This is a genomic window from Streptomyces sp. UH6, from assembly GCF_013421635.1.
Classification (GTDB): Bacteria; Actinomycetota; Actinomycetes; order Streptomycetales; family Streptomycetaceae; genus Streptomyces; species Streptomyces abyssomicinicus.
On record NZ_JACADT010000864.1, the window covers coordinates 1 to 2,435 of the forward strand.

Here is a 2,435-nt window from a genome sequence, read left to right on the forward strand (position 1 = left end):
CCGGATCGACGCCGGGCAGGGGCTGACGCGGCTGCTGCCGTGGGCGTCCGGGGAGGCGGCCCGGCTCGAGGAGCTGGCGCCGGAGCGTCTGGAGGTGCCGTCCGGTTCACGGATCAGGGTCGACTACGCCGACCCCGAGCGGCCGGTGCTGGCGGTGAAGCTCCAGGAGATGTTCGGGTCCGCCGGGTCGCCCTCGGTGGCGGGCGTGCCGGTGCTGGTGCACCTGCTGTCACCGGCCGGACGGCCCGTCGCGGTCACCGCCGACCTCGCCTCGTTCTGGCGGGACGGCTACCGGGGCGTGCGGGCGGAGCTGCGGGGGCGGTATCCCCGGCATCCGTGGCCCGAGGATCCGGCGACGGCCGTGCCCACCCGGCACACCAACGCCCGGCTGCGGCGGGAAGGCGGCTGACGGAGCCGTCGCACGCGACCGGGGCCGGGTCCCCCGTGGGAGACCCGGCCCCGGTGTGATGCAAGGGCGCGGTCAGAGCGTGCCGGTGACCTCGCCGACGGTGCCGTCCCCGGTGGCCTCCACCGTCAGCTCCACGGTGAGGGTGCCCGCTCCCGGCGTGTCCACGAGCAGCAGGTAGGTGCCGGCCGTGTCGCCCGCGAACAGGGTGGGCAGGGTCAGCACCCCGTCGGCGTCGGCGGTGAGCCCGATGGTGCGCAGCGGCGCGCCGTCGGGGTTCTCGGGGTCCTCGAAGTAGGGCCCCTTGTCGTTCTGGGTGGTGTCCTCGGCCGACCTGATCAGCGTGACGGTGGCGCCCACCTTGGCCGCGGGCACGCCGCCTCGGGTGGCCTCGACGGTGATCTTCCCGGCGAACTCCCCGCCGACCGGGCACACCAGGGGCTCGCCCTCGGCGAGGGTCAGCTTGTCCGCGGTGCGGACGGTGACGACGCCGTCCCACTCGGCCGCCGTGACGTCACGGCCGACGACGGTGGCGCGGACCACGAAGGCGCCGGTCCTCTCCCCGGCCACCAGCGTGGGCGCCGTGGCGACACCACTGCCGTCGGTCTGCACGGTGGCGACGGTCTCGCCTCCCTCGAAGGCCGTGCCGGTGCCGCCGACGACGGTGAACCGGATCCGCACCTTGGCGACGCCCGCCCCGCCGGAGGTCTCCGCGCGGACCGCGATCTCCTCGTCGAAGGACGTCCCGGCCGTCGCGCTGAGCGAGCCGCCCGCCGTGCGCTCCAGGCTCCGCACCGAGTCGGTGGGCGTCTGGCCCGCCGGAGGGTCGGTGGCGGGCGGGGACGTCGTGCCGCCACCACCGGCGGGTGCGTCGGACCCGCCGCCACCGCTGCCGCTGCCGTTGCCGCCGCCACTGCCCGCGCCCGGCCCCGTGGAGGGCGGCGCCGACGGCGAGGTGGGCGTGACGACGTGGTCGTCGTTGCGGTGGACCGGCAGGGTGCCGGTGCCGTCGGGGATCTCCTGGACGCCGTTGCGGAAGGTCTCCATCCACCGCAGCACCGTGTTGAGGTAGTCGCGGGAGTTGTTGTAGCTGAGGATCGCCCGTTCGAGGTCCGCGCGTTCGGCGAGGTTCCAGTTGTAACGGCACAGGTAGTGCCCGGCGGCCAGTGCGGCGTCGTAGACGTTGTTGGGGTCCTTGGCCCCGTCCCCGTTGCCGTCCTTGCCCGCCCACTCCCAGGTCGACGGGATGAACTGCATCGGGCCCACGGCGCGGTCGTAGGTCGCGTCGCCGTCGAAGGCGCCGTTGTCGGTGTCGCGGATGTGCGCGAATCCCTCGCCGTTGAGGGCCGGGCCGACGATGGGCGAGGTGGTGTTGCCGGAGGCGTCGACGCGGCCGCCGCGGGCCTGACCGGACTCCACCTGCCCGATGGCGGCGAGGAGTTGCCACGGCAGGTTGCAGCCGGGCTTGGCCTGGTTCAGGGTCGCCTCGGCCTTCTTGTAGGCGTCGAGGACGGTCGCCGGTATGCCGGATTCGCCGCCGGCGTCGCTGCCGCTGCCGCCGGCCGGGGAGTTCAGCGGCGGGAGGTCCGTGTAGTACGAGTCGTCGCCCGGGCTCTCGGCGAGGTCGGGAATCGGCTGGGAATCGCCGGTCTCCGATCTGGGCCTCTCGGCCACTCCCGGCGCCTGCGAAGCGGTCAGCGCCGCGACCGCGATCGCGGCCACCGCCGTGGTCGCCGCTCCCCTGCGCAGATGCCTGCCGATATGCGCCGCCATCGAGCGTTCCCTCCCTGGACGACCGACTTCTGGTCCCTCGGTCCGCCTGGCGGACAGAGATTCGATACCGCAATCAGGTGACCCTACGACAACTTGCGCCGCCCGCACACCTGTTGCTGTCCGATATCGGGCGATTGGCGACGACTTCGGTGCGGACCCGCGTGCGGAATTCGGACGCGGTCCCGGGCGGGGAACCGGCGACGCGGTCATCGGCGTCCCTTCCCACCGCGGGCGTGGTCCTGGCCGCGCCGTCGTG

The 2,435-nt window shown here is 74.0% G+C and carries 2 protein-coding genes; one reads left to right on the forward strand and one right to left on the reverse strand.

Translation table 11 applies throughout. The features are described 5' to 3' along the window. Window positions 1–409 (forward strand): ATP-dependent helicase C-terminal domain-containing protein (locus tag HW445_RS26850; protein ID WP_306673368.1); only part of this gene is annotated, 409 nt, incomplete at its 5' end. Window positions 410–481: 72 nt separating this feature from the next. Here HW445_RS26850 and HW445_RS26855 read toward each other — a convergent pair. After that, entirely contained in the window at window positions 482–2,179 is a 1,698-nt protein-coding gene (locus HW445_RS26855) for a lytic transglycosylase domain-containing protein (RefSeq protein WP_180223466.1), read from the reverse strand. Window positions 2,180–2,435: the final 256 nt, after the last annotated feature.

Coding starts and splice junctions, on each gene's coding strand:
- HW445_RS26855 (WP_180223466.1), bottom strand. CDS start 2,179: ATGGCGGCGCATATCGGCAGGCATCTGCGCAGGGGAGCGGCGACCACG.